This is a genomic window from Arthrobacter sp. P4_F11 (assembly GCF_056401395.1).
On sequence record NZ_JBFUJK010000014.1, the window covers coordinates 26,813 to 52,205 of the forward strand.

The window sequence follows — 25,393 nt, forward strand, 5'->3', positions numbered from 1 at the left end:
GCCGGAAACCCGCCGATTCGCCGGAAATTACCGGCGAATCCGCAGGTTTCCGGCGATTTCGCGTTTGCGGACCGGCCGTGGACGTGATCGAGTAGGAATATGACTGAACAGCCCGCACACCTGGACAACCAGCCGCTGAACGAACTCGAGGAGCAGCTCGCCCGGGGGGAGCAGCCGGACGCCAACCCGGTGGACGTGATCCTGGCCTTCCTCAACAACGAGGTCTATGTGGTCAGCTCCGACGCCCTTGAGGGCCCCGACTCGCAGGTGGAGCCGCTGGTCCTCGCCAATTCCTCCGGCAAGCCCGTCCTGGCCGTTTTCTCGCACCCGAGCCGCGTCACCGAGCAGTATCTCGCCGCCGCCCCGAACGTGCTGGGCACGCAGGGCGCCGCGATCATCGGCAACCTCGGCGCAGAGCTCGGCATGGTGATCAACCCCGGTGCCGCCTACGGCTTTGAAATCGACCCGGAGGGCGTGGCCAACATCCGCCGCGACTTCAAGCCAACGGACGAGCCCGCGGACGGCACTGCCGACCCGGCTTAGGCCCGTAACCGGCCAGACTGCGACGGCGGTATTCTTCGCGAATACCGCTGTCGCAGCTAGGCCGTCCGCTCCGTGGGGGGAATAATGGCAGCATGCGTCTAGGCGTCCTCGACATCGGGTCCAACACTGTCCATCTCCTGCTGGTCGACGCCCATCCCGGCGCCCGCCCGGTGCCCTACGCCTCGCATAAGCGGCGGCTCTCGCTCGTGCAGTACCTCGACGACGACGGAAACATCGACGACGACGGGCAGCATGAACTGGTCGAGTTCGTCCTCGAGGCGTGGGAATTCGCGGCCAAACACAAAGCCGACGACCTTCTCGCGTTCTGCACCTCGGCCATCCGCGAGGCCACCAACGGCGCTGACGTCCTGGCCCGCGTCAAACATGAAACCACCGTCACCCTCCGGGAGCTTACGGGCAGCGAAGAGGCGTCCATGACCTTCTTCGCCGTCCGGCGCTGGTACGGCTGGGGTGCCGGGCCCATCCTGAACCTGGACATCGGCGGCGGCTCCTTCGAGATGGCCCTCGGACAGGACGAGCTGCCCGAGCTGGCGATGTCCGTTCCGCTCGGTGCCAGCCGGCTGACGCGCGACTGGCTGCCCGAGGACCCGCCCTCGGCCAAGAGCATCAAGGAGCTGCGCCGCTACATCCGCTCCACGCTCAAACCCGCGGTGCGCAAATTCGAGAAGCTGGGCCCGCCCAACCTCGTCGCGGGCACGTCCAAAACTTTCCGGTCCCTCGCCAGGATTGCCGGGGCCGCCCCCAGCGGCGCCGGGCCCTACGTCAAGCGGGAGCTGCTGGCCCTCGACCTCGGGCTCTGGGCGCAGCGGATCTCGGCCATGGAGATAGGGGACAGGCTCCACCTGCCCGGCGTCTCCGAGGCCCGCGCGCCGCAGGTCCTCGCCGGCGCCCTCGTCGCGGAAGCGGCACTGGAAATGTTCAAGTTCGACAGCATGGTGACCTGCCCGTGGGCCCTGCGTGAGGGACTCATCCTCCGCCGCCTGGACCAGCTGGTGTTTGAGGGGCCGATCGATCCCGCGCCGCATGTGGCGGAGCAACCGCCGGCGCGGCTCCTATCGCCGGAAAAGGCTCTCTGAGACGGCTTGGGCCAGTGGCGGATGTCGCGACGGTGTCGATCCGGAGCGTCCTCGATCGTGTAATTGCTGAGAGGCCGGCACGGAGCCGGCTGATTCGACAAGGAGGCACCCGAAATGACGCAGTACCTGCTCAGCATTTACCAGCCGGACGGCCCCGCCCCGGACCCTGAGTTCCTCGAACCCATCATGCGTGACCTGGCGGCCCTGAACCATGAAATGCAGGCGGCGGGGGCCTGGGTGTTCGCCGCGGGTCTCCACCCGGCGGAGTCCGCGACAGTCCTGCGGCCCAACGGGGGCGAGATCCTGGTGACCGACGGGCCGTTCACCGAAGGCAAGGAGCACCTCGGCGGATTCACCGTGATCGAGGCCGAGGATCTGGACGCGGCCCTTGGCTGGGCAAGGAAGCTGGCCGGCGCCACCACACTTCCCGTTGAAGTCCGTCCGTTCCAGCACTAGCCGCCGGGTCGGGGGTGCTGGTGTGGGTGACCGCCGTGGACATGAGGCAGCGACCGAGGCGGACATCGCCCGGGTGTTCCGGCGCGAGTACGGCCGCGCCGTAGCCGTTCTGACGCGGACGTTCGGGAACATCGATATTGCCGAGGACGCCGTCCAGGATGCCTTTGCCGCGGCGGTCCAGCGCTGGCCCTCGGCCGGCGTCCCGCCCAGCCCGGCTGGCTGGATCATCACGACGGCACGGCACCGGGCGATTGACCGGCTGCGGCGGGAAGCCTCACGCGAGGACAAGCACGCACAGGCGGCCCTGCTCGCGGCGGCGCGGTCCGGGGCCGGACCCGCGCCGGCCGCCGAAGAGCAGTTCCTGGCGGAGCAGTCAGGGGTCGAGGACGTGGACGACGATACTTTGCGGCTGATTTTCACGTGCTGCCATCCTGCCCTGGCCGGGTCCGCCCAGGTGGCGCTGACGCTGCGGCTTCTGGGTGGATTGACGACGGCGGAAATCGCCAGGGCCTTCCTGGTCCCGGAAGCGACCATGGCGCAGCGGCTGGTCCGGGCCAAAGCGAAAATCCGGGATGCCAAAGTCCCATTCCGGGTCCCGCAGGGCGCCGACCTGCCCGAACGGCTGCAATCGGTGCTGGCGGTGGTCTACCTCATCTTCAACGAGGGCTACACGGCGGGCCCCGCCGGCGGCCTGGAACGTAAGGAGCTCTGCACGGAAGCTATCCGGCTCGGCAGGCTGTTGGCGTCGCTGATGCCGGACGAGCCGGAAGCGGCGGGGCTGCTGGCGCTGATGCTGCTCATCGAGTCCCGCCGCGCCGCGCGATTCACGCCCGACGGGGGACTGGTGCTGCTCGCGGCCCAGGACCGGGGGCACTGGGACAGCGCCCTGGCCGCCGAAGGCCGTGAGCTGGTGCGCCGGTGCCTGCGCCGGAACCGGCCCGGACCGTATCAGCTCCAGGCGGCGATCAACGCCGTCCACAGCGACGCCGCGACCGCCGGGGACACCGACTGGGCGCAGATCCTGCAGTTGTATGACCAGCTCCTGGCCGTCGCGCCGGGTCCTGTCGTGGCGCTGAACCGCGCCGTGGCCCTGGCAGAGCTCCATGGGCCCGTTGCCGGGCTGGCGGCGGTCGAGGGCCTGGGACTGGACACCTACTACCTCTTCCACGCCGTCCGTGCCGACTTCCTGGTGCGCCTGCGCCGCTATCCGGAGGCCGCCGAAGGCTACAAGCGGGCCTTGGCGCTTGCCGGCAGCGCCGCGGAACGCCGGTTCCTGGAAGGCAAGCTCCGCAGCCCGGTGTTCGGCGGGGCCGCAGACGGTTAGAAACCTGGGCAGGGCCGCGCCCCGTGGCGGGCCCGTTCACGCCGGTTAAAAGAGTAGGGCCGGGCGATCTGGAGCAGGACTTGGGGGAACTCTGCTGCAAATCGCCCGGCGCACCGCCGGCTCCGGGGGAACCGGCTATCATCACTCGCACCTGTTGAGGCACTTTCCAAGGTAATGGCCGATCATGGGTGTGCAGCGAGTTTTCCCTGTGTGTTCGCTGGCAATCCGACGGCGTCCCCGGGTGGTGGCCGGCTCCGCCGCGGGGGCTTTAATCGGGGGCTTTAAACGGCAAAGGCACCGGCGGTACGCTGCGGGAAAATGGGAAAACCCGCTGCAACCACCGGTGCCGCGCAGGCATCCGCATGCCTGCTGCATCACTCGCACCCTCAATGAGGTAGTTACAACGTTAGGTTCCAAAGTTGTGCGCTGACTGCGCTGAAGGTGGGAGCTGGCTGGGAATCACGTCAGACTGCAATGATGGGGAGATGAGCAACCGAATCGCATTCCTGGGCTGTGGGTCGATGAACGAGGCAATTATGGCGGGGCTGATCGACGGCGGCGTCGACCCGGGCGACATTGTCGCGACCGTCCGCCGGGCCGGGCGCGCGGCCGAGCTGGCCCAGCGCCACCACGGGATCACGGCCATCGCGGGCGAAGAAGAGCCGGACAACAATAAACAGGCCGCCACCGGCTCCGCCGTCGTGATCCTGGGCGTCAAACCCGTGGGGATCGCGGACCTGGCCCGGGAAATCAGCGGATCCCTTTCACCGGGCACGATTGTCATCAGCGTTGCGGCCGCCGTGTCACTGGAGCAGCTGGAAGCGGCGCTGCCGGCCGGCCAGCCCGTCATCCGCACGATGCCGAACACGCCGGCGAAGCTGGGCCGCGGCGTCGTCTCCGTCTCGCCGGGGACCAGCTGCTCCGCCGGGCAGCTCCAGCGCGCCAAGGACATCCTCGCCGCCGCCGGCACGGTCGTGGAGATCCCGGAAGAGCAGGTGGACGCCCTCTCCGCGATCAGCGGCTCGGGCCCGGCCTACGCCTTCTACCTGGCGGAGGCCATGGCCGAGGCCGGGGCACGACTGGGCCTGGACCCGGAGCTGTCGCTGTTGCTGGCCCGCGAGACCGTCGCCGGGGCGGGCTTCATGCTGGCCGAGCCCGGCGCGGATCCTGCCGCATTGCGCAAGGCGGTCACGAGCCCGAACGGCACCACGGAACGGGCCATCGCCACCTTTGACGAGCGCGGACTGCCGGCCATCATTGCCGACGGCGCCCGCGCGGCGGCTGAGCGCGCCGCAGAAATCACGCGCCAGCTCGCCTGAGCCGGCCCGGCTCCGGGCAGGCCCCGGAGCCGCAGGCTCCGGTTGTGGCCTAGGGGCGGGCAGCAAACCGTTCGAGCAGGTCCACGTGGCCTGAAACGATGAGCATGTCCCGCGAGGAAACCTTGGTTTCCGGCCGAGCGTAGGTGAAGTCCTCGCCCGGGGACTTCACTCCCACGATCGTGACGCCGTACTTGGACCGGACCTTGGACTCATCGAGGGTGAAGCCCACGGTTTCGCGCGGCGGGTACATCTTGACGATCGCGAAGTCGTCGTCAAACTCGATGAAGTCCAGCATGCGCCCGGAGACCAGGTGCGCGGCGCGGACGCCGGCGTCGGCCTCCGGGTAGATGACGTGGTTGGCGCCGATGCGGGTGAGGATCTTGCCGTGCGAGGGCGTGATGGCCTTGACCCAGAGGTGTTCGATTCCGAGGTCCACGAGGTTCACCGTGATCAGCACCGAGGATTCGATCGAGGTGCCCACGCCCACGACGGCGGAACTGAATTCCTGGGCGCCGAGCTGGCGGAGGGCATCGATGTTGGTGGCGTCGGCTTCCACCACGTGCGTCAGGACGCTCGCCCACTTCTGGACCAGGGTGCGGTCGCGTTCAATGGCCAGAACCTCCCGGCCCTGCTTGACCAGCTGTTCTGCGGTGGATGCACCAAAACGGCCCAGCCCGATCACCAGCACGGGGGCATTGTGGGCGGGGCGGTTGACGGCGCCTGAGGAACTAGCCAATGATCGGTCTCTCTTCCGGGTAGTGGTACAGCTGGCTGCGCTGGCGCAGGGCCAGGCCGGCGGCAAGGGTGACCGTCCCGACGCGCCCGGCAAACATGAGCAACGCGAGGACGTAAACCCCCTCCGGCGGCAACTCTGCACTGAGGTTGGTGCTGAGGCCCACCGTGGCGAAGGCGGAAATGGTTTCAAACAGGACCCGGTCCAGGGAGGCATGGCTGATATGCAGGAGCAGGAGGGCCGAGACCGAGACGAGGGTGGCGCCGGCGACGATCACCGAGATGGCCACGCGCATGGTGCCCTCGGGGATGGTGCGGCCGTAGATTTTCACGTCCGCGTCGCCGCGGGCCTCGGCGGTGATCGCCAGGAACATCACCGCGATGGTGGTGACCTTGATGCCGCCCGCCGTGGATGCGGAACCTCCGCCGGCGAACATGAGGGCATCGGAGAGCAACATGGTGGTGGACTCCATGTGGTTCTGGTCCACGAGGTTGAAGCCGCCGGAGCGCAACATGACTGAGGCAAACAGCGCATGCGTGATCTTGTCGCCGAGGTCCATGTCCCCGATGGTGCGCAGGTTGTCCCACTCCAGGAAGCCCCACAGGACCGTGCCGGCGGCCAGGAGTATGAAGGACACCTGGATGGTCAGCTTGGTGTGGAGGTTCCATTTCTTCCACCGCAGCCCGTTCTGGTGCAGCACCATGACCACGGGGAAGCCCAGGCTGCCCAGGAACACGCCGAGCATGAGCGGGACGAGGATCCAGAGATCGGTTTCGTAGGGGACGATTCCGTCCGAATGCGGCGTGAAACCGGCGTTGTTGAACGATGAGATTGCGTAGAAGACACCGTGCCAGAGGGCCTGGGGGAAACTCTCCCCAAGGAGCAGGAAGCGGGGGATCAGGGTCACGGCCAGGGCCGCCTCGATCACGACGGAGGTCACGATCACGATCCGGAGCAGCGTGCCGACTTCGCCGAGCCGGCCGGCGTTCATGGCCTCTTGGGCGATCAGCTTGCCGCGGACACCAAGTCTCTTGCTCACCATGAGCGCCAGCAGCGACGCGAGGGTCAAGGTGCCCAGGCCGCCCACGAAAACGCCGACCAGGATCACGAGCTGGCCGAAGAAGGACCAGTGCACAGCCGTGGAGACCACGGTCAGGCCCGTGACGCAGACAGCTGACGACGCGGTGAAGAACGCCTGATGCAGCGGTGTGACCTGTCCCGTCGCGGAAGCTAAGGGCAGCGAGAGCAAAGCGGTGAAGACCAAGATCACGACGCCGAACGCCGAGAGCGCCAGGCGGGCGGGCGAGCTGTTCGCGATGCTGTCAATGAAGTCGCGGAGGCGTGTGAAGATCCACAGGCCTTCCCGCTCCGGCATGCCTGGCTGCCAGCTGGCCGGGCTCGTGGACCTCGACTGGCTTTGCGTCATGTTCTTCCTCGGTTGAAACTTCTTCCCCAAGTAGTAAACCACTAAACACCGGGTAATGGCCGGGGGAACGCCCGTGCGGGCGCGAGAAGCCGGGGACCGCTCGGGTAGCCTGTGATTGATGACATTCCTGCCCGGACTCGCTCAGACCGCGCTGCCAACGACGGTGGTGTGGGCCCCAGCCATGACTGCCTACAACTTTGGCCACTCCCACCCGATGGCGCCGGAGCGCATGGAGCTCACAGCGAAGCTGGCCGGCAGCCTTGGACTGCTGGATCTGGACCACGTCACGGTAGCGGCTCCGGACGTCGCCACCGACGCGGAGCTGTGCGCGGTCCACAGCCCGGAGTTTGTGGCCGCCGTGCGGCGCGTGAGCGCAAACCCGGACACCTCCGACCACGCCAGGGGTCTCGGAACCGAGGACGACCCCGCCTTTGCCGGCATGCACGAAGCCAGCGCCCGGCTGGCCGGCGGCTCCCTGCTGGCGGCCGCTGCTGTCCTGGACGGCAGCGCCGTGCGGGCCGTGAACTTCGGCGGCGGGATGCACCACGCCTCCCGGGACCGCGCGAGCGGTTTTTGCATCTACAACGACGCGGCCCTCGCGGTCCAGCGGCTGCTCGACGGCGGCGTCCGGCGGGTGGCCTACGTCGACGTCGATGCGCACCACGGCGACGGCACGCAAAGCATCTTCTGGGACGATCCGCGCGTCCTGACCATTTCGCTGCACGAATCCGGACTGACCCTCTTCCCGGGCACCGGGTTTGCCAACGAGATCGGCGGACCGAACGCGCAGGGCAGCGCCGTGAACGTCGCCCTCCCGGCCGGCACCGTCGACGCCGGGTGGCTGCGGGCCTTCCACGCCGTCGTGCCCCAGCTCATTGGCGCGTTCGAACCGGAAGTGATCGTCAGCCAGCACGGCTGCGACTCGCACCGGCTTGACCCGCTCACCCACCTGAACATCAGCGTGGACGGCCAGCGCGAGGCCGCCACGGCGATCGGCAACCTCGCCGCGCGCTACTGCGAGAACCGGTGGATTTCCACCGGAGGCGGCGGCTACAACGTGGTCAGCGTGGTCCCGCGGTCCTGGAGCCACCTCATAGCCATCGCCGCCGGCCGCCCGGTGCCGTTGCGCACCCCGGTTCCGGAGGACTGGCGCAACTACGTCAGAGACAAGTACGGCGCCAGGTTCGGCGTGGAGCCCCCCGAGGCGATGGGCGACGACGTGGACCTCTGGTGGCGGTCCTGGGAAGTGGGTTTCGACCCCAACGACGACGTGGACCGCACCATCATGGCCACCCGCAAGGAAGTGTTTCCCCTGCACGGACTGGACCCCTGGTTCGACTGAATCCGGGCCGGGCTTGGGGGCTTGCACCAACGGAACAATTCGTGGATGCCATCTGGCGTATATGTCGCTAGTGTGGAGGGCATGGTGACAGACGACGTATTTGCCGTCATTGCTGAGGCAACCAGGCGTGACATTCTGATAGCCCTCCGCAAGGGGGACAAAGCGGTGGGGGAACTGGTCCAGGAGCTTGAAGCAAGCCAGCCCACCATTTCCAAGCATCTCAAAGTCCTCCGCGAAGCGGACCTGGTGAGCATGCGCGCCCAGGGCCAGAAGCGGTATTACACGCTCAACCCCAAGCCGCTCGCCGGGATCGCCACCTGGCTGCAGGCGTTCGACGTCGGCCCCGCCGCGACGGCGGACGCGGCCGCCGCCCTCCACCCCGAAGCCGGCCCCGCCGCCGTCCCGGAAGGCCTGGCCGCCGCCGCTGTTCCGCAACCAGCCGTCCCGCAACCTGCCGTCCCGCAACCGGTCGCCGCGCAACCCGCCGCAGCACTCGCGGGCCGCCCTGCCGGCAGCCCGCTGAGCCCCGCCGTCGTCATTCCGGTGGGAACGGCGGGGGAGGACAAGATGCCCCAGCAGATCGGGCGGACCGTGGGCCGGGCCGCCACCAGGGCCGCCGATCTCCTCGCCAACCTGCCCAAGTTCGGCCGCAAGAAGTAGGCTTTCCTGCCCCGCGTATGCCGCCCTGGGTATGCGCTGCGGCCGTCCGCTCCGGCCAAAGTGCGCACCCGGCCGATCGTTCGGGCGCCGGGGGCCTGTCATAGGTGCTAGGTGCGGAGGATCCGCACGTGCCCGGGGGTGAGCTCCGCGACCCGGCTGACGCCCAGCAGTGCCATGGTGCGTTCCATGTCCTTCTCCAGGATTTGGAGGGCACGGTCCACGCCGGCCCGCCCGCCGGCCATGAGCCCGTACAGGTAGGCACGGCCGATCAGCGTGAAGTCGGCGCCGAGGGCGAGGGCGGCGATGATGTCCGCGCCGCTCATGATGCCGGTGTCCAGGATGATCGCCGCGTCGCTGCGGTCCGCCTTCAGCGCCGCGGAGACCTCCGGGAGCAGGTGGAACGGAATCGGTGCCCGGTCCAGCTGGCGGCCGCCGTGGTTGGAGAGCACAATCCCGTCCGCGCCATGGTCCACCACCTTGCGGGCGTCCTCGACCGTCTGGATGCCCTTGACCACGAGCTTGCCCTTCCACGTCTCGCGCAGCCAGTCGAGGTCGGCAAAGGTCAGGGTGGGATCGAACATGGAGTTGATGAGGTCCGCGACCGTGCCCGTGTAGCGGGACAGCGACGCGAAAGTCAGCGGCTCGTGGGTGAGGAAGTTGAACCACCACGCGGGCCGGTAGGACGCATCCAGTACGGTCTTGAGTGTCAGGGCGGGCGGGATGGTCATGCCGTTGCGGACGTCGCGGAGCCTGGCGCCGGCGACGGCGGTGTCCACCGTGACCATGAGCGTGTCATTGCCCGCCGCGGCGGCACGCTGGATCAGGTCCAGTGAACGCTCCCGGTCCGTCCACAGGTACAGCTGGAACCAGTTGCGGCCCGTGGGTGCGGCGGCGGCCACGTCCTCGAGCGACGCCGTGCCCATGGTGGAGAGGGTGTACGGAATGCCGGCGGCTGCGGCGGCCTGGGAACCGGCGTATTCGCCCTCGGACTGCATCATCCGGGTGAAGCCGGTGGGCGCGATCCCCACCGGGAGGCGGGACGGCCCGCCCAGGATGTCAGTGCTGAGGTCGATGCTGGAGACGTCCCGCAGGACCCCGGGCCGGAATTCAATGTCCAGGAACGCCTGGCGGGCGCGGCGGAGGGAGATTTCGGCCTCGGCGGCGCCGTCCGTGTAATCGAAGGGCGCCTGGGGCGTGCGGCGCTTGGCCATGTCCCGCAGGTCCCAGATGGTGCTGGCACGGCGCAGCCTGGCGGCCCGGCTGAATTCCGGCTTCTTGAACTGCATCAGGGGAGCAAGGTCGGCGTACTTGGGCACGCGGCGCTTCAGCGCGGCAGGGAGCCCGCGGGCGGCCGCGGCTGTGTGCTGCCCGGACGCGGAGACAGCAGGGCCAGGGGCCGTGGCCGCGGGAGTGGTCGGAGCCTCGGGGTTGCCGGGCGGGACGGTGTGCGTCATGGCTGCCTCCATTTGCGGATCGGATGCTGTGCTGGGTTTCCTCACACTCTAGGTGGTGCCGGTGTGCGTCGAAATGTCATGTCGCGGCAGCGCCGGCGAACACTGCCGCGACGTGCCTGCCCGGCGACCACGTACTCCTGGCCGCCCGGAACTGGCCGCCCGCGAATTGTTACGCCGGCGTTTGCTCCGGCCGCGGCTCCGGGCTATCGTCAACGCTATGACTAACCGTTGGTATGCGTATTTTTCGTTGGCTCTGGAGGGGCCCGCGTCTAACTGACACGCATCCAACTTTCCTTCAGAGCCAACAGGGCAGAGATTATTCTCTGCCCTTCGCCATTTCTTCGGCGGGTTCTGACCAGGGCCCGCTCCGCACCCGGAACAGGACCCGAATATGAGCATCGAAGCAGCCACCGGCCCCCAACACTCCACCTCGAACCTGCGCGTCAGCGAGTTCACCCCGCTGCCCACCCCGCAGGACCTCATGGCGGAACTGCCCCTGGAGGCCCGCCTGGCCGAGGTGGTCGGACGGGGCCGGGACGAGGTCCGGGCCATCATGGACGGTGTGGACGACAGGCTGCTCGTCATCGTGGGCCCCTGCTCCATCCACGACCCCAAGGCGGGCCTGGAATACGCCCGCCGGCTGGTCAGCCAGGCAGAGAAGCACCGCGAAGACCTGCTGATCGTCATGCGCACCTACTTCGAAAAGCCGCGCACCACGGTGGGCTGGAAGGGCCTGATCAACGACCCCCGGCTGGACGGCAGCCACGACATCGCCGCGGGCCTGCGCGCGGCCCGGTCCTTCCTGCGCCAGGTCACCGCCCTCGACCTGCCCACCGCCACCGAGTTCCTTGAGCCCATCAGCCCCCAGTACGTCGCGGACCTGGTCGCCTGGGGCGCGATCGGCGCCCGCACCACGGAGAGCCAGATCCACCGCCAGCTGGCCTCCGGGCTGTCGATGCCGATCGGCTTCAAGAACGGGACCGACGGCGATCTCCAGGTGGCGCTGGACGCGTGCAGCGCCGCCGCTGCCGCCCAGGCGTTCCTCGGGATCGACGACGACGGCCGGGCGGCGCTTGTGGCTACCGCCGGCAACCCGGACACCCACGTCATCCTCCGCGGCGGACGCAAGGGCCCCAACTACTCAGCCGCCGATGTTGAAGCGGCCTCAGCGAAACTCGCCGCGAAGCAGCTCAACCCCCGTCTGATCGTCGACGCCAGCCACGCCAACAGCGGCAAGAACCACCACCGCCAGGCCGAGGTCGCCCTCGAAATCGGTGCGCAGCTGGAAAGTGCCGGAGCCGCCGCCGGGGCCATCGCCGGCGTCATGCTCGAGAGCTTCCTGGTGGGCGGGGCCCAGAACCTTGATGTCAACGCCGTTACCGGCTCCGGACGGGACGGGCTGGTCTACGGCCAGAGCGTCACGGATGCCTGCATGGACTGGGACGTGACGGCGTCGGTACTGGGCCAGCTGGCCGCCTCGGCCCGCACGCGGCGGACCCGTGCCTGAGGGAGGAGCAGGAGGAGGAGCGTGCCGCGGGATTTTCGAGATTCCTGCGGAAATCGTGTGGGGATTCCTGAGGAAGTCTTTCACTTTGGCACCATGAGCAACTAGTGTTGCTAACACATGGTTGTTTGATGGCTCAGCATCGGCACACCGCCATGTCAACAGGTGGGGCTGCCGTTCGCTTGAGCAAAGGAATAGGGAAATGTCTACGGAGGCCAACTTCTCCAAGGCCCGTTTTTTGACCGTGGCCGAAGTCGCGGAACTTATGCGGGTATCGAAAATGACTGTGTACCGTCTTGTGCATTCGGGGGAGATGCCGGCCGTGCGGTTCGGCCGCTCCTACCGCGTGCCGGAAAACGCCGTCGAGCAGTACCTCAAGGGTGCCGTCGTCGACCGGAATGACGGCCACGCCGGAACTGGCTGACCAGTCAGCGGCAACATTCACAGCGTGAATCGACTGCTTTGGGTCCCGCACGGGACCCGCGGTCGTGGGGTGCCTCGCAGAGGCGGTACCCTGTTAAGGAACGTTTTACGTCATTGTAAGAACCTGTCAGTTGCTTCAGTCTGCTGCTTAGCCCGCGGACCCTTCCCAACAGGCAGGTACTGCATCTAGCCGGTAAGGAACTTTCGTGGGTTCAGTTATTAAGAAGCGTCGCAAGCGTATGGCCAAGAAGAAGCACCGCAAGCTGCTTCGCAAGACGCGCCACCAGCGTCGCAATAAGAAGTAGCAATACTTCGAAATGCATGAAATGCCCGTTGCCTTCCAGGCGACGGGCATTTTTCTTGCCCTTCGGCGGTTGAGTTCGCGCCGGGACGACGCCGGGGAGGCGGCGGGTGGATTTCGCGCCGGATTCGGACCCGGGCTACGGAATCTGAGGACGGCGGCCCGGATCCGCGCCGCGCCTGTCCGAAGCCGCCGCGGAATCGTTGCGCGGCCTAGCGGCTGGGGCCGCGGAAGCGGGAGAACCCCCGCCACAGGCCGTAGATGGCCCCTCCGACCGTCGCGGCCTTGAAGCCCAGAGTGGCGGCGCGCCGGCCGGCACGGAAGTCGTAGACCGGCCAGTTGTGCTCGCGGGCGTAACGGCGCAGCTTGGAGTCGGGATTGATGGCAACGGGGTGCCCCACCATGCTCAGCAACGGGATGTCGTTGTGGGAATCGCTGTACGCCCAGCAACGGCTCAGGTCCAGGCCCTGCTCCTCGGCAATGTGCTGGACCGCGACCGCTTTGGCCGGTCCATGGAGGATCTCGCCCACAAGCCGTCCCGTGTACGAGCCGTCCATGATCTCGCCAACTGTGCCCAGCGCCCCGGTCAGGCCCAGCCGGGCGGCAATGACAGTGGCCACCTCGATCGGCGTCGCCGTGACGAGCCATACCTTGCGCCCGACCCGGAGATGCTGTTCGGCCAGGGCCTTTGCCCCCGGCCAGATCCGCGACTCAATCATCTCGTCGTAGACCTCTTCGCCCAACGCCTCGATGTCCTTGGCCGTGATGCCGGCGGCCAGCGTCAGGGCGGAATCGCGGACTGCATGGACGTCATCCATGTTTTCGCCGCGCAGCACGAACATGAACTGCTTCCAGGCGAACCCGGCAGCCTGCGGCAGGGTGAAGGCGCCACGCTGGTGAAGCTTGCGGGCGACATGGAAAAGGCTTGCGCCCTTCATGAGGGTGTTGTCGACGTCGAAAAATGCGGCCTCGCCGTGCTGCGTCGATGCAGCAGGCTCATTGGCCACAATGACGTATTTCTCCTCGGGCATGCCACGAGTCTAGTCAATGACAGGCCCCGGGCCGGCCGCCGGACGCGCGACGCGCGACGCGACGGCAGGACGGGCCCGGACCCGGGCGGACTGAGCCGCGCGTCGACGCCGAAGTGGCCGCCGGGCTACGGTGGATGCATGGCCAAACCCGCACACTTACCCGATGTAGTTCTGATCACCAAGGCTGACTGTCACCTGTGCACAGAGGCGCGTGCCGCCGTCGGCCGGGTCACCGCTGCGCTCGGAATAGATTGGTCGGAAAAATCGGTGGACGACGACGCCGGGCTGCGGGAACGTTTCGCCGAGGAGATCCCTGTGGTGCTGGTCAACGGCGTCCAGCGGGATTTCTGGAAGATCGACGAGGCCCGCCTGACCCGGACCCTGCAACGGGTCCTCGACCAGCCCTCCTGACGGCGGGGTGCTTTGTTGCGTGATGCGCGGGGGCTCTAGAGTGGGAAGCACAACGCGACGCAATGGAGCAGATAGTGACTTCGCTGGATTCATCTCCCGGGCCTGTCCCCGGGGGAGCCGGGACTGCGGCCAAACAGATTCCGCCCGCAGCCGTGGCCCGGCTGACCATCTATCTGCGCGCCCTGACCACGCTGCTGGCTGACGGGGTGGACCGGGTCTCGTCCGAGTCGCTGGCCGAGGCCTCCGGAGTCAGCTCCTCGACGCTGCGCAAGGACCTCTCCTATGTCGGCTCCTACGGAACCCGGGGTGTCGGTTATGAGGTCCAGTACCTCAACCGCAACATCGCCGCCGCCCTCGGGCTGACGCACGACTGGAAAGTCGCGATCGTCGGTGCGGGCAACCTCGGCAAAGCCCTGGCCCGGTACGGCGGATTCGAGTCTCGAGGCTTTGACATTGTGGCAATCTTCGACGCCGACCAGATGGTGGTGGGCAGTGAAGTCGGTTGGCTGCGGGTCAGCGACGCCGCCGACCTTGAGCCGGTACTGCAACGGACCGGTGCCAACATGGTGGTCCTCGCTTTGCCCGCGGCGGTGGCCCAGGACGTCTGCGACCGGGTGATAGCCGCCGGCGTGCGGAGCATCCTCAGCTTCGCGCCGGTGATGCTGCAGGTCCCGCCGGGAGTCAACCTGCGCAAGGTGGACATGGCAACGGAACTGCAGATTCTGGCCTATCACGCACAAAGGGCGCAGGACCCGGAAGACGCCGACTAAGATCGGCCAGCCCTCCGGTTCCCGCGCCCGCTGAGTGGTATCCCACTGGGTGGTTCTTGGCGACGCTACTTCCCGAAGGGGGCTCCGGGCTGTCCATAGGGGTTGGCAAAGGGCTGCCGCTTCTGGAAATACGGCGCTGCCGCGGGCAGGTAAAGCAGCACGATAGCCGCAATGCCCACGAGTGCCGCCAGGGTGGCGAGGCTGAGCGGGATGATGTTGAAGACCGACAATGCGGCGAACACGGTGCCCAGGATGCGGGCCCAGTTCCTGCCCTTGCGGACATTGAATGCCACGAGGGCGTACAGCGCGGCGCTGATAGCGGCAAACACCACGATGGTGCCGATCAGGACACCCTTGATGGATTCGAAGTCGACGCTCGTGCCGCTCGCTGCCATCTGCTGCTCGAACATGTCCCTGACGGCAGGGGTGTCCAGGGTTCCCAGGGACACCAGCATGGAGATGACCCACAAGACTCCGGCTGCGATGATCAGCCAGAACGACGTATTGACCAACTGGGGAACCGCGCCATGAGCCTGCGGCTGGTCGGACGGGTACTGGGCGTAGGGGGACTGGCCGTACGGGGACTGGCTGTACTGCGGTGCCTGCGGGGCGTTCTGGCCGTAGGCGGGAGGTGCCTGCTGGCCGTACTGCGGTGCCTGGGGGGCGTTCTGGCCGTAGGCGGGAGGTGCCTGCTGGCCGTACTGCGGCGTCTGCGGGGCGTTCTGGCCGTAGGCCGGGGGTGCCTGCTGGCCGTACTGCGGCGTCTGAGGGGCGTTCTGGCCGTAGGCCGGGGGTGCCTGCTCGCCGTACTGCGGAGTCTGCGGGGCGTTCTGGCCGTACTGCGGTGCCTGCGGGGCCGGCGTGGATTCGCCGCCCGGCTCGGAGCCGTTGGGAGGCGGGGGCTGGACTGGGGGATTGCTCATGAAGCGGTCCTTTGCGTGTCGATCGAATCGGCCACCGGGATCAGAGATCCTGCCCTGCCCCCAGCATGGTTTAGCTCAACCGTACCGCGGGCCGGCCGCCGTGTGGATCATTCCGGAGAGGTATTCTCAAGCCTCATTCGATGGCCGGCGCGTGGCGGCGGGGGAGACCTGGCGCTGCCACGATTCCGCGGGTGCCCTGTGCGGCGGCAGGCCTAGATTCGGCCCCGGTTGGCGGCAAACCAGGCCTGTGCGTTCGGCAGCCACATGAGAACGGTCGCCACGAGGCTGATGAGGAAGCCCGGCAGGCCCCCGCCCGCCCGGCCGTCGGCGATGCCGGAACTGATGAGTGCCAGCACCAAGGAGATGCCGGCAAGGATGGTGAGGGCGAAGCGGGCCCATTCCCGGCCTTCCTTCATCTTCATGGCCAGGATGATCTGAGCGGTTGCCAGTGCGAGCGCCACGATCACGAGCAGCAGCACCAGGAGCCCGATTGCCGGCGCGAAGGCGACCAGGACGAAGGACCCGAACAGCCCGATGACTCCACCGAGGAGGCCCAGGAGCCCGCCGATCAGCCAGATCCAGTAGGAGACCTTCAGCTCGGTGGGCATTGCAGCAACCTTGAACATGCCGGAGAGCCCGCCGGCAGGCAGTGCATCGCCGAAGTTCCTGGGGCGGTCGGTAGGCATCTCGAAGCGGAATCCGCCGGCCGACGCCGGCCGGCCCTGGTACCCCGGCGGCGGTGCCTGGTACCCGGGCGGCGGTGCCTGGTACCCGGGCGGCGGTGCCTGGTACCCCGGCGGCGGTGCCTGGTATCCGGGAAGGGGCGGCGGGTTGGCGGGAAGCTGCGGTGGGCCGGCGGGCGGGACGCTGCCCGACACCGGCGACTGGGCGCCCGGCTGCTGCGGAGGTACATCACTCGGGTTGCTCATGGCTCTCACTGTAGACCGCCGTTTCCCTGTTATCTAGGGAATCTGGAGCCGCGTCGCGGTGCCCGACGGCGGCGCCGGAGAGGGGCCGACAGCAGCGGCGAAAAACAACAGCGCCCCGCTTCATCGCGAAGATGAAGCGGGGCGCTGGAGCCGGCTGACCGGCGTCGGCCGTCAGGCGCGGACGGGAGTGACCGGGCCGCGACCGTGCTTGATGCTGGCTATGCTGCGGGAGCGATGAAGGCCAGTTCCAGGTTGATGGCAACCTTGTCACTGACCAGCACGCCGCCGGCTTCGAGGACGGCGTTCCAGGTCAGCCCGAAGTCCTTGCGGCTGATCGTGGTTTCGGCGCTGAGGCCGGCGCGGGTGTTGCCGAAGGGATCGACGGCCACGCCGTTGAATTCGGTCTCGAGGGCCACGGGGCGGGTGATGCCCTTGATGGTGAGGTCGCCCTGGAGTTCGTAGGCGTCGCCCTTGGGGACGATGGTGTTGGAGACAAAGGAGATCTCCGGGAACGTCTCGACGTCGAAGAAGTCTTCGCCGCGGACGTGGCCGTCGCGGTTGGCGTCACCGGAGTCGAAGCTTGCGGTCTTGATCGAGGCGTTGACCTTGGAATCGGTGACGTTCTCGGCGAGATCCAGGGTGGCGGCGGCGTCGGTGAACTGACCGCGGACCTTGCTGATGCCGGCGTGGCGGACGGTGAAGCCGATCTCGCTGTGCGACGGGTCGAGGGTCCAGGTGCCGGTGGTGACGTTTGCGGGAAGTGCCATGGTGGTTCTCCTTGAGTCGGGTTGGTACTGCGGTGGTTCGTCTGATCGCTAGTTGAAGCATCATTGGTTGAAATCTCAACTAACTGCTTCACCCAGTATAAACATGCATTTGCATCTTTTATTCCAAGTCCGGGGAACATTTTTCCAAACTCATCAGTTCTACCTCCCGTAGAAGATTTCAGATCGACCGGCATCTTTGAGAAACTGGTAGACATGCCCCAAGCCACTGTTCATTTGCTCCGCCACGGCGAGGTCCACAATCCCGATGGTGTCCTGTACGGCAGGCTGCCGGAATTCCACCTCTCCGAACTCGGCCGGGAGATGGCCCGCACCCTGGCGGAACACTTCAGGGAGCGGTCCGCGCAAGGGGCCAGGATCGTCCACCTCGCCGCGTCCCCACTGACCCGCGCGCAGGAGACGGCGCAGCCGATCGCCGACGCCCTGGGCCTGGAGATTGCCACCGAATCCCGCATCATCGAGGCCGCCAACTACTTTGAGGGCCTCCGCGTCTCGAAAGCGGAGCTGCTGCGGCCCAAGCACTGGGCCCGGTTGTACAACCCCTTACGGCCTTCCTGGGGTGAGCCGTACAAGGAGCAGGCCGCGCGGGTCATCGCGGCCGTCCAGGACGCACGCGGCCGGGCCATCGAGCTGGGCGGCAACGGGGCCGAAGCCATCCTTGTCAGCCACCAGCTGCCCATCTGGGCCACGCGGCTCAGCGCCGAAGGCCGGCCGTTGTGGCACGACCCGCGCAAGCGCGAATGCACCCTGACGTCCCTGACGTCCCTGGTGTTCGACGACGCCGGCGGCCTCGTGCGCGTCGACTACAGCGAGCCCGCTGCCGCCCTGCTGCCCGGTGCCGCCAGCACCCCGGGAGCCTGACGATGGCCGCGAACCGCCGCGAAAACATGCCTTTGTCCCGCCGCAGCGTCCTGACCGCCGGCGGGGCCGCGCTGGCCGCGGTGTTCGGGCTCTCCGGCTGCGCCCAGGACGACGCCCTCGCCAAACAGGCCAAGGCCGGGGACAACAAGAACTACGTGGCCGGCGACGGGTCCGTGACCGAGTTCGCCGTCGCGGACCGCAAGAGTCCCGTGGCGCTCAAAGGGACGCTGTTCGACGGCACGGCCGTCACGTCGGCGGACTTCCCCGGCAAAGTCACCGTGCTGAACTTCTGGTTTGCCGCCTGCGCCCCCTGCCGGGTCGAGGCGCCCTCCCTCGAGGCGCTGAACCAGGAATTCAAGACCAAGGGCGTACAGTTCTTCGGCGTGAACCTGCGCGATGAGAAGGCCACGGCCGACGCGTTCGACAAGACCTTCAACCTGACGTACCCGAGCTTCAACGACAAGGACGGCGCCGTGCTGCTGGCCGTCTCCGGCCTCGTGCCGCCCGGCGCCGTGCCCACCACCCTCGTGCTGGACAAGCAGGGCCGCGTCGCCTCCCGGGTCCTGGGCGAAATCCAGCAGGGCACCCTGAAGTCCCTCATCGCCGCCGCCGTGGCCGAGTAGCGCGGCCCACCGTGAACAGCCCCTTCGCCGAAGCCATCCTGAACGGATCGCTGCTGCTTGCCATTCCCGTCGCGCTGCTGGCCGGACTGGTCTCCTTCCTCTCGCCCTGCGTCCTCCCGCTGGTGCCCGGATACCTGGGCTACGTGACGGGGCTGACCGGCGTCGACCTGCAGAAGCAAAAGCGCGGGCGCATGCTGGCCGGCATCGGGCTGTTCGTCCTCGGTTTCTCCGTGATCTTCGTGCTGCTCGGCGGCGCCTTCGGGCAGCTGGGCAGCTTCATCACGGGCTCGCAGAACATGTGGATCACCCAGCTGCTGGGCGTCCTGGTGATCGTCATGGGCGTGGTGTTCATGGGCGGCTTCGGCTGGCTCCAGCGCGATGCCAAGATCCATGCAAAACCCCCGGCCGGTCTGTGGGGTGCGCCCTTGCTGGGCATCACCTTCGGGCTGGGCTGGGCGCCGTGCATCGGTCCGACGTATTCGGCCGTCCAGCTGCTTAGCCTCTCCGGCGGCTCCTCGGCGGCCAAGGGGGCGTTCCTGGCGTTCGTCTACAGCCTTGGGCTGGGAATCCCGTTCCTGCTGATCGCCCTGGCCGTGCGCCGCGGCATTGGCGTGATGTCCTTCTTCCGCAACCACCGGCTCGCCATCCAGCGCACCGGCGGAGGCATCCTGATCCTGCTTGGGATCCTGATGGCGAGCGGTGTGTGGGGCACCTGGGTCTCCGGGTTGCAGTACTGGTTCCAAACCGATGTGAATTTGCCAATCTGATGAGCGAGCGCGTGAACGAAAAGAAGAAGTCCCCGAAGCCCGAGGCCGTCCTGCCCACGCTGGGTCCGTTGGGCATGCTCCGGTGGGCGTGGACGCAGCTGACCAGCATGCGCACAGCCCTGTTCCTGCTCTTGCTGCTGGCCGTCGCCGCCGTGCCCGGCTCGCTGTTTCCGCAGCGCCCGGCCAACCCGGCGATTGTCACGCAGTACATCAAGGACCACCCGGACTACGGCTCGATCCTGGACTCGGTGCAGCTCTACGACGTCTACTCCTCTGCCTGGTTTTCCGCGATCTACATCCTGCTGTTCGTCTCGCTGATTGGCTGCGTGATCCCGCGCGCCATCGCGCACTACAAAGCGATGCGCTCCCAGCCCCCGCGCACCCCCGCCCGCCTGTCCAGGCTCCCCGAATACGGCACCCTGGTGATTCCGGCCGATGCCGGGATCCCGGCGTCGGCCGCCATCACCGACGCCGCCGAGCTGCTGAAAAAGCGCGGCTACCGCGTCGACGTGCGGGACCGCGACGGCGCCCGCCCGTCCTTGGGTGCCGAGCGCGGTTTCCTGAAGGAAGTCGGCAACCTCGTCTTTCACACCGCGCTGATCGGGGTGCTGGTTTCGGTGGCGGCCGGCGGCCTCTTCGGCTACAGCGGGCAGCGCATCCTGGTGGAGGGCGACACGTTCGTCAACACCCTCGTCGGCTACGACCAGTTCACCCCCGGCACCAATTTCCAGAGCAGCCAGCTGCAGCCCTATTCGGTCCAGCTGGACAAGTTCGACATCACCTTCGACCGTGAATCGAAAGGCAAGTTCGGTCAGCCCATCGACTTCACCGCCGCCGTGACCACGAAGGAAAACCCGGACGCACCCGCCAAGAAGGAGGTGCTCAAGGTCAACGACCCCCTCAGCCTCGGCGGCACCAGCGTGTACCTCACCGGCAACGGCTACGCTCCCGTCGTCACGATTCGCGACGGCGCGGGCAATGTTGCCATGCAGGGACCCGTGGTGGCCAAGCTCCAGGGCGAGAACTACTACTCCTCCGTGGTGATCAAGGTTCCGGACGCCAAACCCGAACAGCTCGCCTTCGCCGGGTTCTTCCTGCCGACGGCGTTTGTCACCGACAAGGGTGTGTCCTTCAGCGGCGATCCGGAGCTCATCAACCCGCAGCTGACCCTGAACTCCTACTTCGGCGACCTCGGACTGGACGCGGGCTCCCCGCAGAACGTCTTTGAGCTCGACGTCAAGAAACTGACGCCGCTCAACGCCCGCAACCTGGACACCAAGGGCATCGTCCTGGCGCCCGGGAGCAGCTACACGCTGCCGAACGGGAAGGGTTCCATCAGCTTCGACGGCGTCAAGCGCTACATCGGCGTGGACATCCACCACAACCCGGGCCAGCTGTACGCCCTGATCTTCGCGCTCCTGGCCGTGGCCGGGCTCGTGACCTCGCTCTACGTGAACCGCCGCCGCGTCTGGGTCCGCACCGGCACCCACGAGGACGGCCGCACCATGGTTGAGTACGGTCTCCTGGCCCGCGGTGAGGACCACCGCCTGGCCGGGGAGGCCGCAGCAATCCGCAAACTCCTTTCCGACGATTGGCTGTTGGGCGATGAGGCCGCGACCGGCTCCCAGCCCGCTCCCAGCGCAACAGCGGATAATGACCGGGCGGATAAGGCCAGCACGGCAACAGGCAGCACAGGTGCCAGCGGCACGCACGCCGCTCCTGAACAACCCGCAGAAGACTTCATCCAGTCAACAGCCGGCTCTTCCGAGTCGAAGAAGGATCAGTAATGCCGTTCTCGATCAACGAAACCATGGGCCAGTACAGCGAGCTGTTCATGCTGCTGGCCGCCGGCACGTACACGGTGGCGTTCATCGCCTTCGCCTGGGACCTGGCCAAGAGCAGCAAGACGCTGCGCGCGGTGGACCTCAAGGCCGCGGAGCTCTCCGGTGCGGCGGCCGAGGCCAATGCCGCCCGCGTTCCCGTCGGTGTCGGCGCGGGGGCCGCTGGAGCCGACGTCGCCCGCTCCGATGCGGACGTCAGCGGCCCGGCAGGCCGTGCCGAGCGTCCGACGTCGGCCACCTCCCGCCCGGGCACCGCCGCAGGCGCGGGCCAGACCGCCGACGGCAGCATGCGCTACGCCGGCGAGCGGCGTGCCCCCGCCCGCGTCGCCGTCGCGCTGACCGTCCTCGGCGCCGCGATTCATGCGGCCGGCGTGATCACCCGCGCGCTCGGTGCCGGCCGGGTGCCGTGGGGCAACATGTACGAATTCCTCACCACGGGCGCGTTCGTGGCCGTGGCCGTCTTCCTGCTGGTGCTGATCCGCCGCGACCTGCGCTTCCTGGGCACCTTCGTGATCGGCCTGGCCATCATCATGCTGGTTGCCGCCTCCATCGCCTTCTGGACCCCCGTGGGCCATCTCGTGCCGGCGCTGCAGAGCTACTGGCTGATCATCCACGTTTCCATCGCGGTAATGTCCTCGGCCCTGTTCACCCTGACCTTCGCGATGTCCGCGCTGCAGCTCGTGCAGTCGCACCGGCAGAAGACCATCGCCGCCGGCGGAGCCGACAAGCTCGGGTTCATGCGCCTGGTCCCGAACGCCCTGAGCCTGGAGAACCTGTCCTACCGCATCAACGCGATCGCGTTCGTCGGCTGGACGTTTACCCTCATGTTCGGCGCCATCTGGGCGGAGAAAGCCTGGGGCCGGTTCTGGGGCTGGGACACGAAGGAAGTCTGGACGTTCGTGATCTGGGTGGTCTACGCCGGATACCTGCACGCCCGCGCCACCCGCGGCTGGACCGGAACCCGTGCCGCCTGGCTGTCGATCGTCGGCTACCTGTGCGTGGTCTTCAACTTCACGATCGTGAACCAGTTCTTCAACGGCCTGCACTCCTACTCGGGACTGTAAGCCGCAGCGATTCGCGAACGGAATGGCCGCCAAGCCCCTGGGTTTGGCGGCCATTCGTGTCCAAGGAGGGCGGTTGGGCCGGCCGGGGGAGAGGTGCGTCTTGCCGCGCCTAAGCGCGGGGGTCAAGGCCCGGAACGGCGTCGTTGATTTGGAACGAGGCCTTGGTGCTGACCGGGGACCCCGGCCTGCTGACGAAGTCCAGTACCCGGAAATCCGCCCGGAGGGAGTCCTTGGTGATCCGTGTATTCACGTAGCCGCGCTGGTTATTGAAGAACTTCAAATGCGGGTTCCACGCCATGATGGGATCGACCGTAGCAGCCGAACCGTTGCCCCCGGAGGTAATGGACGTGCTGACCAGTTCTGAGCCCACCACCGGCGAGTCAGGGTCCTTATAGTCGATCTTCAGTTCGTTGGCCCAGTGCCGGTGCACATCCCCTGTGAGGACGACGGCGTTACGCACCTTGGCATCCACCCAGCCCTGGGTGATACGCCGGCGCGATGCCGCGTAGCCGTCCCAGCTGTCCATGGAGACGTCGTCGATACCGGCGGCCTTATTGCGGTCCCGTTCGGCGAAGAAGACTTGTTGACCCAGGATGTCCCAGCGCTGGGTGGAGTTCTTGAATCCTTCCAGGAGCCAGTTCTCCTGCCGGGTGCCGGTGATAGTGCGGTTCTTGTCCAGCCGCCCGGCAAGATTCTTGCCCCAGCCGCCGGAAACCTGGGCATCCCGATACTGGCGGGTGTCCATCATATGGAAATTGGCCAGCTGGCCCCAAGGGATCGTGCGATATATCTTCATGTCCGCTCCGGCCGGCACAGAGGACGCGCGGAGCGGCATGTTCTCGTAGTAGGCCTTGAACGCCGCGGCACGGCGCACACGGAAGCGCGCAGCGGTATCGTTCATCTCGGCCGGACTCCTGTCCTCGGGAACGTCATCCGCATAGTTGTTGTCGACTTCGTGGTCGTCCCAGACCACCAGCCACGGTGCGATCGCATGCGCAGCCTGCAGATCGGCGTCGGACTTGTACTGAGCATGGCGCTGGCGGTAGCCCTCAAGCGTTACCGTCTCCAGTACGTCGCGGTTGCGGGCGACTTCGCGGACATCGGTGCCGCTGCGGCGTTCGTACACGTAGTCGCCAAGGTGCAGCACCAGGTCAGGGTGGTCTTGGGCAAGGCGCGCGTATGCCGTGAAGTAGCCTTGCTCATACTTCGCGCAGCTGGCGAAGGCCATGGCGAGCGCCGCCGGAGTCTCATGTGGTGCGGGGCTCGTAAGCGTCCGGGCAGTGGGACTGACATGGCGTCCGCAGCGGAACCGGTAAAAGTACTCGCGTCCCGGCTGGAGTCCCCGCAATTCCACATGTACGGAATGGGCGTTCTCTTCATGGGCGTATTCAAGGCCCCGGGCCACCACCTTGCCCAGCGCGGCGTCCTCGCCTACCTCCCAGGCTACCGGGATGCTTCGGGACGGCATCCCGCCGAGGCCGTCCTCGGTGAGCGGGTCCAGCGCCAAGCGGGTCCAGAGCACGAAGCCATCCGGCCAGGGTTCGCCTGAGGCGACGCCGAGCGTGAACGGGTCGCTCCGGAGTCCGGCATCCTGCGCGGTCGAGATGCCCGGCGCAGCGGCCCCGGGCAACGAAACGAGAATGCCGGCACCCAAGCCGGCGGTAAGCAGTGCCCTGCGCGAAATGTTATCCATGGTTCAAACGCATTTCCACCACTTCCGAGCTCAGATGCGTCGGCCGACGATCTAGACATTCTAAGCTCCGGATTCGCGCTTGGCACCGGGCACTTCGTCGGTATCCACCATGGAGGTGGCAGGAATAGTGGAACGGTCAACGCACCTACTTGAGCTGGGGCTACTTGACCTCGTCGGTGCCGGGCGTTCCGGCGTCGCCGGGTTCGTGGGCACCGCCGGCGCCTTCGCTGCCGCCGGCTTCCGCGTTGCCGGCGTCGTGCTTGCGGTCCTTGGCGTCGAGTTCTTCCTTGAGCTTCTTGAGCCTGTCGGCCTCGGCCTGGTTGCGGTGGCGGATCTCAAGGTTGCGCAGGAATTCGGGGTCGTCATCGGGCGCTACCGGGTGGCTGTAGGCGACCGGTGCGGTGTCCGTGACGCGGGGGCGTCCCATGAGAAACCACAGGGTGGCGCCGACCACGGGGAGAAGGACCTGCACGAAGATCCAGGCGGTCTTGGAGATGCCCCTGGTCAGCCGCGCGTCAGTGCGGATGAGGTCCACCAGTCCATAGACAAACACGGCCAGTATGACGATCGGAACCACTACACGGAGCATATCTTCAGTCTAGCCGTCGGGCGCCTCGACGGCGCCGGTCACTATGCCCGGGTGCTGGCTGCCGGGACCGCGGACGAGGGGAGCGGGATGGCCGAAGCAGCGCGCCGTCCTGGCGGCTAAACTTGAGGCGTGGCCTTCCTCAAATACACCCTTATTCGACTGGCGCTGTTTGCGCCCTTGTTTGCGCTCTTTCTCTACCTGCAGCTGGGGGTGCTCCTGGCCGCCCTGTGCGCCGGAATGATGTCCTTCGCGGTCAGCTTCCTGTTCTTCCAGAAGCAACGCGACGCGGCCACCGCGACGCTCCACCACCGGTTCTCGGGCAAGGCCAAGCCGATGCGCAGCGCAGGCGAAGTGGCCGACGCCGAGGCCGAAGACCGCCTCGTGGACGAGAACCCCGACATTGCCGTCCGCACGGACAACCGCCCCAAAGATTCCCGGCAACCGGGGGCCTGAGCCCGGGTTGGTCCCCTGCAGCCCCGGGAAGCCGCGGCTTAGAGCCCCAGGCTGGTCCCGGGCAGCCCCGG

General features: G+C 67.2%; 27 protein-coding genes. 18 read left to right on the plus strand and 9 right to left on the minus strand.

The window, feature by feature from the left end; translation table 11 throughout:
• Positions 1–99 precede the first annotated feature (99 nt).
• The 5 genes from AC1DRO_RS15230 (at position 100) to proC (ending at position 4,739) form a co-directional block, all read left to right on the plus strand.
• Entirely contained in the window at positions 100–543 is a 444-nt protein-coding gene (locus AC1DRO_RS15230) for an SseB family protein (protein ID WP_028277718.1), read from the plus strand.
• A 92-nt stretch (positions 544–635) separates the two neighbouring features.
• A complete protein-coding gene (locus AC1DRO_RS15235) occupies positions 636–1,640 on the plus strand; it encodes a Ppx/GppA family phosphatase (protein WP_476951460.1) in 1,005 nt (334 codons plus the stop codon).
• Between the two features lie 114 nt (positions 1,641–1,754).
• Positions 1,755–2,096, plus strand: coding sequence for a YciI family protein (locus AC1DRO_RS15240; protein WP_028277719.1), 342 nt, complete (start codon positions 1,755–1,757; stop codon positions 2,094–2,096).
• A 22-nt stretch (positions 2,097–2,118) separates the two neighbouring features.
• Entirely contained in the window at positions 2,119–3,420 is a 1,302-nt protein-coding gene (locus AC1DRO_RS15245) for an RNA polymerase sigma factor (protein ID WP_476951461.1), read from the plus strand.
• A gap of 485 nt (positions 3,421–3,905) precedes the next feature.
• The gene (proC, locus tag AC1DRO_RS15250; protein ID WP_028277720.1) at positions 3,906–4,739 is read left to right on the plus strand and encodes a pyrroline-5-carboxylate reductase; all 834 of its coding nucleotides are present in this window, start codon (positions 3,906–3,908) and stop codon (positions 4,737–4,739) included.
• Positions 4,740–4,788: 49 nt separating this feature from the next.
• Here the strand turns inward: proC and AC1DRO_RS15255 are convergent, their stop codons facing one another.
• Both AC1DRO_RS15255 and AC1DRO_RS15260 read right to left on the minus strand, forming a co-directional pair.
• On the minus strand, positions 4,789–5,427 hold the full coding sequence (locus AC1DRO_RS15255; protein ID WP_026266712.1) for a potassium channel family protein: 639 nt from the start codon (positions 5,425–5,427) through the stop codon (positions 4,789–4,791).
• Positions 5,428–5,467: 40 nt separating this feature from the next.
• Positions 5,468–6,898, minus strand: a complete 1,431-nt coding sequence (locus AC1DRO_RS15260; protein WP_476951462.1) for a TrkH family potassium uptake protein — start codon at positions 6,896–6,898, stop codon at positions 5,468–5,470.
• 118 nt (positions 6,899–7,016) lie between these two features.
• Between AC1DRO_RS15260 and AC1DRO_RS15265 the strand changes: the two genes are divergently transcribed.
• Together AC1DRO_RS15265 and AC1DRO_RS15270 are read left to right on the plus strand one after the other, a co-directional pair.
• The gene (locus AC1DRO_RS15265) at positions 7,017–8,240 is read left to right on the plus strand and encodes an acetoin utilization protein AcuC (RefSeq protein WP_476951463.1); all 1,224 of its coding nucleotides are present in this window, start codon (positions 7,017–7,019) and stop codon (positions 8,238–8,240) included.
• 81 nt (positions 8,241–8,321) lie between these two features.
• Entirely contained in the window at positions 8,322–8,900 is a 579-nt protein-coding gene (locus AC1DRO_RS15270; RefSeq protein ID WP_476951595.1) for an ArsR/SmtB family transcription factor, read from the plus strand.
• 107 nt (positions 8,901–9,007) lie between these two features.
• On the opposite strand, the gene AC1DRO_RS15275 is transcribed toward AC1DRO_RS15270, so the two are convergent.
• Positions 9,008–10,354 carry an alpha-hydroxy acid oxidase gene (locus tag AC1DRO_RS15275; RefSeq protein ID WP_476951464.1) on the minus strand — a complete coding sequence of 449 codons (1,347 nt, stop codon included), beginning with the start codon at positions 10,352–10,354 and terminating at the stop codon, positions 9,008–9,010.
• Between the two features lie 391 nt (positions 10,355–10,745).
• On the opposite strand from AC1DRO_RS15275, the gene AC1DRO_RS15280 reads away from it, so the two are divergent.
• The 3 genes from AC1DRO_RS15280 (at position 10,746) to AC1DRO_RS15290 (ending at position 12,586) form a co-directional block, all read left to right on the plus strand.
• Complete coding sequence (locus tag AC1DRO_RS15280) at positions 10,746–11,861, plus strand: 3-deoxy-7-phosphoheptulonate synthase (protein ID WP_476951465.1); 1,116 nt, start codon at positions 10,746–10,748, stop codon at positions 11,859–11,861.
• Between the two features lie 199 nt (positions 11,862–12,060).
• Positions 12,061–12,282 (plus strand): helix-turn-helix domain-containing protein, encoded by a 222-nt coding sequence (locus AC1DRO_RS15285; RefSeq protein WP_018775046.1) that lies wholly within the window; start codon positions 12,061–12,063, stop codon positions 12,280–12,282.
• Positions 12,283–12,487: 205 nt separating this feature from the next.
• Positions 12,488–12,586 (plus strand): 30S ribosomal protein bS22, encoded by a 99-nt coding sequence (locus AC1DRO_RS15290; protein WP_003792170.1) that lies wholly within the window; start codon positions 12,488–12,490, stop codon positions 12,584–12,586.
• 208 nt (positions 12,587–12,794) lie between these two features.
• Here the strand turns inward: AC1DRO_RS15290 and AC1DRO_RS15295 are convergent, their stop codons facing one another.
• On the minus strand, positions 12,795–13,613 hold the full coding sequence (locus AC1DRO_RS15295; RefSeq protein WP_026537389.1) for an HAD family hydrolase: 819 nt from the start codon (positions 13,611–13,613) through the stop codon (positions 12,795–12,797).
• 138 nt (positions 13,614–13,751) lie between these two features.
• Here AC1DRO_RS15295 and AC1DRO_RS15300 point away from each other — a divergent pair, with 138 nt between their 5' ends.
• The gene (locus AC1DRO_RS15300) at positions 13,752–14,024 is read left to right on the plus strand and encodes a glutaredoxin family protein (RefSeq protein WP_476943090.1); all 273 of its coding nucleotides are present in this window, start codon (positions 13,752–13,754) and stop codon (positions 14,022–14,024) included.
• A gap of 74 nt (positions 14,025–14,098) precedes the next feature.
• Positions 14,099–14,794 carry a redox-sensing transcriptional repressor Rex gene (locus tag AC1DRO_RS15305; RefSeq protein ID WP_079555510.1) on the plus strand — a complete coding sequence of 232 codons (696 nt, stop codon included), beginning with the start codon at positions 14,099–14,101 and terminating at the stop codon, positions 14,792–14,794.
• Between the two features lie 65 nt (positions 14,795–14,859).
• On the opposite strand, the gene AC1DRO_RS15310 is transcribed toward AC1DRO_RS15305, so the two are convergent.
• The 3 genes from AC1DRO_RS15310 to AC1DRO_RS15320 form a co-directional block, all read right to left on the minus strand.
• Positions 14,860–15,717 (minus strand): hypothetical protein, encoded by an 858-nt coding sequence (locus AC1DRO_RS15310; RefSeq protein ID WP_476951466.1) that lies wholly within the window; start codon positions 15,715–15,717, stop codon positions 14,860–14,862.
• Positions 15,718–15,929: 212 nt separating this feature from the next.
• A complete protein-coding gene (locus tag AC1DRO_RS15315) occupies positions 15,930–16,646 on the minus strand; it encodes a hypothetical protein (protein WP_476951467.1) in 717 nt (238 codons plus the stop codon).
• Positions 16,647–16,864: 218 nt separating this feature from the next.
• Complete coding sequence (locus tag AC1DRO_RS15320) at positions 16,865–17,413, minus strand: YceI family protein (protein ID WP_028278101.1); 549 nt, start codon at positions 17,411–17,413, stop codon at positions 16,865–16,867.
• Between the two features lie 213 nt (positions 17,414–17,626).
• Between AC1DRO_RS15320 and AC1DRO_RS15325 the strand changes: the two genes are divergently transcribed.
• Genes AC1DRO_RS15325 through ccsB form a run of 5 tightly spaced genes read left to right on the plus strand, consistent with a single transcriptional unit; the run spans position 17,627 to position 22,587 of the window.
• Positions 17,627–18,292 (plus strand): histidine phosphatase family protein, encoded by a 666-nt coding sequence (locus AC1DRO_RS15325; protein WP_476951468.1) that lies wholly within the window; start codon positions 17,627–17,629, stop codon positions 18,290–18,292.
• Positions 18,293–18,294: 2 nt separating this feature from the next.
• The gene (locus AC1DRO_RS15330) at positions 18,295–18,915 is read left to right on the plus strand and encodes a TlpA family protein disulfide reductase (protein WP_476870349.1); all 621 of its coding nucleotides are present in this window, start codon (positions 18,295–18,297) and stop codon (positions 18,913–18,915) included.
• 11 nt (positions 18,916–18,926) lie between these two features.
• Positions 18,927–19,682, plus strand: a complete 756-nt coding sequence (locus tag AC1DRO_RS15335) for a cytochrome c biogenesis CcdA family protein (RefSeq protein ID WP_243182122.1) — start codon at positions 18,927–18,929, stop codon at positions 19,680–19,682.
• Positions 19,682–21,469: a cytochrome c biogenesis protein ResB gene (resB, locus tag AC1DRO_RS15340; protein ID WP_476951469.1), complete on the plus strand. Its 1,788-nt coding sequence runs from the start codon at positions 19,682–19,684 to the stop codon at positions 21,467–21,469. The genes AC1DRO_RS15335 and resB overlap by 1 nt, the downstream gene beginning before the upstream one ends.
• Positions 21,469–22,587 carry a c-type cytochrome biogenesis protein CcsB gene (gene ccsB, locus AC1DRO_RS15345; RefSeq protein WP_459385545.1) on the plus strand — a complete coding sequence of 373 codons (1,119 nt, stop codon included), beginning with the start codon at positions 21,469–21,471 and terminating at the stop codon, positions 22,585–22,587. Before resB ends, ccsB begins: the two co-directional genes overlap by 1 nt.
• A 109-nt stretch (positions 22,588–22,696) precedes the next feature.
• Here ccsB and AC1DRO_RS15350 read toward each other — a convergent pair whose 3' ends face one another.
• Together AC1DRO_RS15350 and AC1DRO_RS15355 are read right to left on the minus strand one after the other, a co-directional pair.
• The gene (locus AC1DRO_RS15350; RefSeq protein WP_476951470.1) at positions 22,697–24,280 is read right to left on the minus strand and encodes an alkaline phosphatase D family protein; all 1,584 of its coding nucleotides are present in this window, start codon (positions 24,278–24,280) and stop codon (positions 22,697–22,699) included.
• Positions 24,281–24,440: 160 nt separating this feature from the next.
• A complete protein-coding gene (locus tag AC1DRO_RS15355; RefSeq protein WP_476951471.1) occupies positions 24,441–24,869 on the minus strand; it encodes a PLD nuclease N-terminal domain-containing protein in 429 nt (142 codons plus the stop codon).
• Between the two features lie 129 nt (positions 24,870–24,998).
• On the opposite strand from AC1DRO_RS15355, the gene AC1DRO_RS15360 reads away from it, so the two are divergent.
• Complete coding sequence (locus tag AC1DRO_RS15360; RefSeq protein ID WP_018775060.1) at positions 24,999–25,322, plus strand: DUF4229 domain-containing protein; 324 nt, start codon at positions 24,999–25,001, stop codon at positions 25,320–25,322.
• Positions 25,323–25,393 lie beyond the last annotated feature (71 nt).

What these genes read in the sequence shown, in the direction of transcription:
- AC1DRO_RS15230 (WP_028277718.1), top strand. Translation starts at nt 100, where the DNA reads ATGACTGAACAGCCCGCACACCTGGACAACCAGCCGCTGAACGAACTC.
- AC1DRO_RS15235 (WP_476951460.1), top strand. Translation starts at nt 636, where the DNA reads ATGCGTCTAGGCGTCCTCGACATCGGGTCCAACACTGTCCATCTCCTG.
- AC1DRO_RS15240 (WP_028277719.1), top strand. Translation starts at nt 1,755, where the DNA reads ATGACGCAGTACCTGCTCAGCATTTACCAGCCGGACGGCCCCGCCCCG.
- proC (WP_028277720.1), top strand. Translation starts at nt 3,906, where the DNA reads ATGAGCAACCGAATCGCATTCCTGGGCTGTGGGTCGATGAACGAGGCA.
- AC1DRO_RS15260 (WP_476951462.1), bottom strand. Translation starts at nt 6,898, where the DNA reads ATGACGCAAAGCCAGTCGAGGTCCACGAGCCCGGCCAGCTGGCAGCCA.
- AC1DRO_RS15265 (WP_476951463.1), top strand. Translation starts at nt 7,017, where the DNA reads ATGACATTCCTGCCCGGACTCGCTCAGACCGCGCTGCCAACGACGGTG.
- AC1DRO_RS15270 (WP_476951595.1), top strand. Translation starts at nt 8,322, where the DNA reads ATGGTGACAGACGACGTATTTGCCGTCATTGCTGAGGCAACCAGGCGT.
- AC1DRO_RS15275 (WP_476951464.1), bottom strand. Translation starts at nt 10,354, where the DNA reads ATGACGCACACCGTCCCGCCCGGCAACCCCGAGGCTCCGACCACTCCC.
- AC1DRO_RS15280 (WP_476951465.1), top strand. Translation starts at nt 10,746, where the DNA reads ATGAGCATCGAAGCAGCCACCGGCCCCCAACACTCCACCTCGAACCTG.
- AC1DRO_RS15285 (WP_018775046.1), top strand. Translation starts at nt 12,061, where the DNA reads ATGTCTACGGAGGCCAACTTCTCCAAGGCCCGTTTTTTGACCGTGGCC.
- AC1DRO_RS15295 (WP_026537389.1), bottom strand. Translation starts at nt 13,613, where the DNA reads ATGCCCGAGGAGAAATACGTCATTGTGGCCAATGAGCCTGCTGCATCG.
- AC1DRO_RS15300 (WP_476943090.1), top strand. Translation starts at nt 13,752, where the DNA reads ATGGCCAAACCCGCACACTTACCCGATGTAGTTCTGATCACCAAGGCT.
- AC1DRO_RS15310 (WP_476951466.1), bottom strand. Translation starts at nt 15,717, where the DNA reads ATGAGCAATCCCCCAGTCCAGCCCCCGCCTCCCAACGGCTCCGAGCCG.
- AC1DRO_RS15315 (WP_476951467.1), bottom strand. Translation starts at nt 16,646, where the DNA reads ATGAGCAACCCGAGTGATGTACCTCCGCAGCAGCCGGGCGCCCAGTCG.
- AC1DRO_RS15320 (WP_028278101.1), bottom strand. Translation starts at nt 17,413, where the DNA reads ATGGCACTTCCCGCAAACGTCACCACCGGCACCTGGACCCTCGACCCG.
- AC1DRO_RS15325 (WP_476951468.1), top strand. Translation starts at nt 17,627, where the DNA reads ATGCCCCAAGCCACTGTTCATTTGCTCCGCCACGGCGAGGTCCACAAT.
- AC1DRO_RS15330 (WP_476870349.1), top strand. Translation starts at nt 18,295, where the DNA reads ATGGCCGCGAACCGCCGCGAAAACATGCCTTTGTCCCGCCGCAGCGTC.
- resB (WP_476951469.1), top strand. Translation starts at nt 19,682, where the DNA reads ATGAGCGAGCGCGTGAACGAAAAGAAGAAGTCCCCGAAGCCCGAGGCC.
- ccsB (WP_459385545.1), top strand. Translation starts at nt 21,469, where the DNA reads ATGCCGTTCTCGATCAACGAAACCATGGGCCAGTACAGCGAGCTGTTC.
- AC1DRO_RS15350 (WP_476951470.1), bottom strand. Translation starts at nt 24,280, where the DNA reads ATGGATAACATTTCGCGCAGGGCACTGCTTACCGCCGGCTTGGGTGCC.
- AC1DRO_RS15355 (WP_476951471.1), bottom strand. Translation starts at nt 24,869, where the DNA reads ATGCTCCGTGTAGTGGTTCCGATCGTCATACTGGCCGTGTTTGTCTAT.